The sequence below is a fragment of the Flavobacterium cyanobacteriorum genome (assembly GCF_002251835.1).
Lineage (GTDB): Bacteria > Bacteroidota > Bacteroidia > Flavobacteriales > Flavobacteriaceae > Flavobacterium > Flavobacterium cyanobacteriorum.
On sequence record NZ_NOXV01000091.1, the window covers coordinates 1 to 3,619 of the forward strand.

The 3,619-nt window shown below is 45.0% G+C and carries 4 protein-coding genes; all 4 read left to right on the top strand.

What is annotated here, in order from left to right; translation table 11 throughout:
- The first annotated feature begins 25 nt into the window (after nucleotides 1-25).
- The 4 genes from CHU92_RS01010 (at nucleotide 26) to CHU92_RS01025 (ending at nucleotide 3,554) form a co-directional block, all read left to right on the top strand.
- Nucleotides 26-889, top strand: coding sequence for a T9SS type A sorting domain-containing protein (locus CHU92_RS01010; RefSeq protein WP_129582968.1), 864 nt, complete (start codon nucleotides 26-28; stop codon nucleotides 887-889).
- Between the two features lie 74 nt (nucleotides 890-963).
- Nucleotides 964-1,641: a glycerophosphodiester phosphodiesterase gene (locus CHU92_RS01015; RefSeq protein WP_094411716.1), complete on the top strand. Its 678-nt coding sequence runs from the start codon at nucleotides 964-966 to the stop codon at nucleotides 1,639-1,641.
- Nucleotides 1,638-2,861 (top strand): BaiN/RdsA family NAD(P)/FAD-dependent oxidoreductase, encoded by a 1,224-nt coding sequence (locus CHU92_RS01020; RefSeq protein ID WP_094411718.1) that lies wholly within the window; start codon nucleotides 1,638-1,640, stop codon nucleotides 2,859-2,861. The genes CHU92_RS01015 and CHU92_RS01020 overlap by 4 nt, the downstream gene beginning before the upstream one ends.
- Nucleotides 2,862-2,915: 54 nt before the next feature.
- Nucleotides 2,916-3,554, top strand: a complete 639-nt coding sequence (locus CHU92_RS01025) for a hypothetical protein (protein ID WP_094411720.1) — start codon at nucleotides 2,916-2,918, stop codon at nucleotides 3,552-3,554.
- The last annotated feature ends 65 nt before the right edge of the window (nucleotides 3,555-3,619 follow it).

A 3,619-nucleotide genomic window follows, 5' to 3' on the forward strand; every position in this document is an offset into this window, starting at 1 on the left:
TAAAAACTAACCATTCTTTTTTTTATTGTTTAGGACGCTATTGGTTACATTTAATAAAAACACCCTGGCCTATAGTTTTGTAAATGTGCAAAACTTCCAGTCTGTTTCTTTCCTTGGGCAGTTCAATAACTGGGTCGATGTACCTATGGTAACATTTGACGGAATTACCTATACATTAAGCAATTTTACAGTTACCGCCGGCGGCGCCAAATTCCGCCAAACCGGATCATGGGCTGTAAACTGGGGCAGTACTACTTTTCCTTCGGGTGTAGGCGTGCAGGATGGTGCAGACATACCTCTGGCAGCCGGAACTTATAACATTACGTTTAACAGGCAAACCGGCGCTTATAGCTTTAGTTATGTAACGCTCAGTATCATAGGGAACGCAGCAGCAGGCTGGAATACAGACGTGCCTTTAATAACTGCCGACGGCAATCTATATACACTTGAAAATCAGGTGTTAACTACAGGAGAGCTTAAGTTCAGGGTAAATAACAACTTTGGTGTTGCCAACTGGGGAGGTACGGCTTTCCCTTCTGGCACAGGTGTTCCGGACGGCCCTAATATCCCGGTAACAGCAGGTACGTATAATATTACGTTTAACAGGCTTACGGCAGCGTATTCATTTGAAGCGGTTGTAAACAATACCAGGGATTTTGAAGCTACAGGTATAATGGTTTATCCAAACCCTGCTCAAAACAGCTGGAACTTTACATTTACTGCTGCAGAAAGGATAACCCTTGCCGATATTTCAGGTAAAATTATTCTTGATAAGGCTGTTACAGGTACATCAGCAAGTATTGATGCTTCCGGCCTTTCATCAGGTTTGTACTTCGCCACTGTTTATTCCGGCAACAGCCTGAAGGTCATCAAACTGGTCAAAAACTAATAGCTTACTGATTCCTATAAAGCACGGGCAACTCCGTGCTTTTTTGTTTTTGGTATCTTTACAAAAAAATATTTATGCTTAAAATAGGGCATAGGGGTGCAAAAGCCCATGTAGCGGAAAATACCCTGGCTTCGTTTCAGCAGGCCCTTACCCTGGGTGCTGATGGTATAGAGCTTGACGTGCATGTATGCGCTACCGGCGAACTGGTGGCAATACATGATTTTACAGTTGACCGCACTACCAACGGCACGGGCGAAGTACACAAGCTTACCCTGGAGGAACTAAAGCACCTGAAGGTAGAAGGCAGCTACATTATCCCTACGCTTGATGAGGTGATGGAAGTTATAGGCAAAAAGTGCCTTGTCAACATCGAAATGAAAGGCCGCCATACTGCAGGCTCGGTATCTGATTTTGTAAACATGTACGTGCGTGAAAAGGGATACAGCTATACCGACTTTATCGTGTCCAGTTTCCAGCGGGAGGAATTGAAGATTATGAGTCAGCTAAACCCATACGTACGGCTGGGCATCCTCACACAGGCCAGTGTTACCCAGGCGTGGGAGTGGGCCGAGGAGTTTTCGGCGAAAGCCATACACCCGCACTACACGCTGCTTACTAAAAATAATGTGAATAAAGCCCGGGAAGCAGGCTTTAAAGTATATACCTGGACCGTTAATGAGCAGAGTGATATTGAGCGTGTAAAAGGTTTTGGAGTGGACGGTATTATTTCTGATTACCCTGAACGATTATGAGTAAAAGCTTTGATGTTATAATAGCAGGGGGCGGTGCGGCAGGATTTTTCACTGCCATAAATATTGCCGAACGCAACCCGAAACTGAAGGTAGCGATTTTGGAGCGCGGCCAGGAAGTACTGGGCAAAGTACGTATTTCCGGTGGGGGCAGGTGCAATGTTACCCATGCCTGCTTTGTGCCGGATGAACTGGTGAAGTTTTATCCCCGGGGAGAGAAGGAACTGCGTGGCCCTTTTAACCGTTTTTGCTCCGGCGATACTATTGAATGGTTTGAGCATCGTGGCGTAGAACTTAAGATTGAGGATGATGGCAGGATGTTTCCTGTAACAGACAGTTCGCAAACCATTATAGACTGTTTTTTTACCGCTGCAAGAAAACTGGATATACAGATACTTTTGGGAGAAAGCATACAGTCAGTATACCGTTCGCAGAAGCATTGGAAAATAGATACCAATAAAGAAAATTTTTTAGCGGAAAATCTTGTTATGGCCACAGGCAGCAACCCAAAAATGTGGGATATGCTACAAGGGCTTGGACACACTATAGTACCGCCGGTGCCATCATTGTTTACCTTTAACATCAAAGACCCCAGGATAAAGGATTTAATGGGTGTTTCGGCACTGGCTTCAGTCAGGGTAAAAGGTACTAAGCTGCAGGCATCGGGCCCGCTGCTTATTACCCACTGGGGCATGAGCGGCCCTGGCATACTGCGCCTGTCAGCCTGGGGGGCAAGGGAGCTTTTTGATAAAAATTACCAGTTTGTGCTTCAGGTAAACTGGCTTAATGACCTTAGCGCTGAAGAATGCGAAGGATTGCTTAGAACACTCAAACAGGAACAGGCTAAAAAAACAGTTGCCAGGCGCTCACCCTTTGATTTTCCTAACCGGTTGTGGGAAAGCCTGGTGAACGCAGCAGGCATAGGCACCGAAACCCGTTGGGCTGATTTATCTAAACAAGAGCTCCAGGCATTGGTAAACCAGCTTATTAATGCGGAGTTCCGGGTAAACGGCAAAAGTACCTTTAAGGAAGAGTTTGTTACCGCAGGCGGCGTGGACCTGAAGGAGGTTAACTTTAAAACCATGGAGAGCAGGCTGCAGCCCAGCCTGTATTTTGCGGGGGAGGTGCTGAACATTGATGCCATAACCGGCGGCTTCAATTTCCAGAACGCGTGGACAGGGGGTTTTATAGCGTCCGGTGCCATTACCGACAAATTTTTGTAGGTACCAGCGCAACCTTTTGCTAAAGCCTACATCTTTTCTTAAAAATTGATTAGTATGAAAAAAATTATTTTACTATTGCTCTTAAGTAGCCTGGCTATAGGCTGCTCCGAAGATTCGGTAACTACTTCAACGGTTTCGGATGACTCTTCATCACAACAACCCCCAACGGACGATACTCCCGGTGATGGATCTGGCAGCCCGGGAAATAAAGTAATGTTGTTGAAGGTGGATTACGAAACCAACGTATTCGAAGGAGGGGTAGAACTTGAATTTCCTGAAGCCGACACTTTCACTATTTCTTATGATTATAACGCGCCCTCTGATTTTGGCGACATTACCTTATATTACCAGGAAACGGGGCAACCACTTTTTATGGGCAGTATTATATGGATGGGTACAGGTTTTATGGCTTTCCCATGTTTCATAGATGCCCCTGAACAGTTTAATAAAGGGTCGGTTCCTCTACAAATGCCGGCAATATCCACTTTTGAAAAAGTAATGTACGATGAATTTGCCATTTACCCTGACCAGATAAACTACCAGGCAATCTGGAATAGCATTGACGATCTTCAGCTTGTCAGGAATTACAGGCAAAGCAATCCCGGGGCAAAAATAAATTTATTCCTATATACGCCAAGCGTAGGAATTGGCAATCCGGAAGAATGGGACTGGTATGTAATACTAAAAAACTAATGCCACCACACTGCTCACGAAGCCGTCTCAATACTTAAATTTTGAGACGGTTTTTTATTTGATTA

Excerpts from the sequence above, each read along its gene's own strand:
- CHU92_RS01015 (WP_094411716.1), top strand. The coding sequence starts at position 964 with ATGCTTAAAATAGGGCATAGGGGTGCAAAAGCCCATGTAGCGGAAAAT.
- CHU92_RS01020 (WP_094411718.1), top strand. The coding sequence starts at position 1,638 with ATGAGTAAAAGCTTTGATGTTATAATAGCAGGGGGCGGTGCGGCAGGA.
- CHU92_RS01025 (WP_094411720.1), top strand. The coding sequence starts at position 2,916 with ATGAAAAAAATTATTTTACTATTGCTCTTAAGTAGCCTGGCTATAGGC.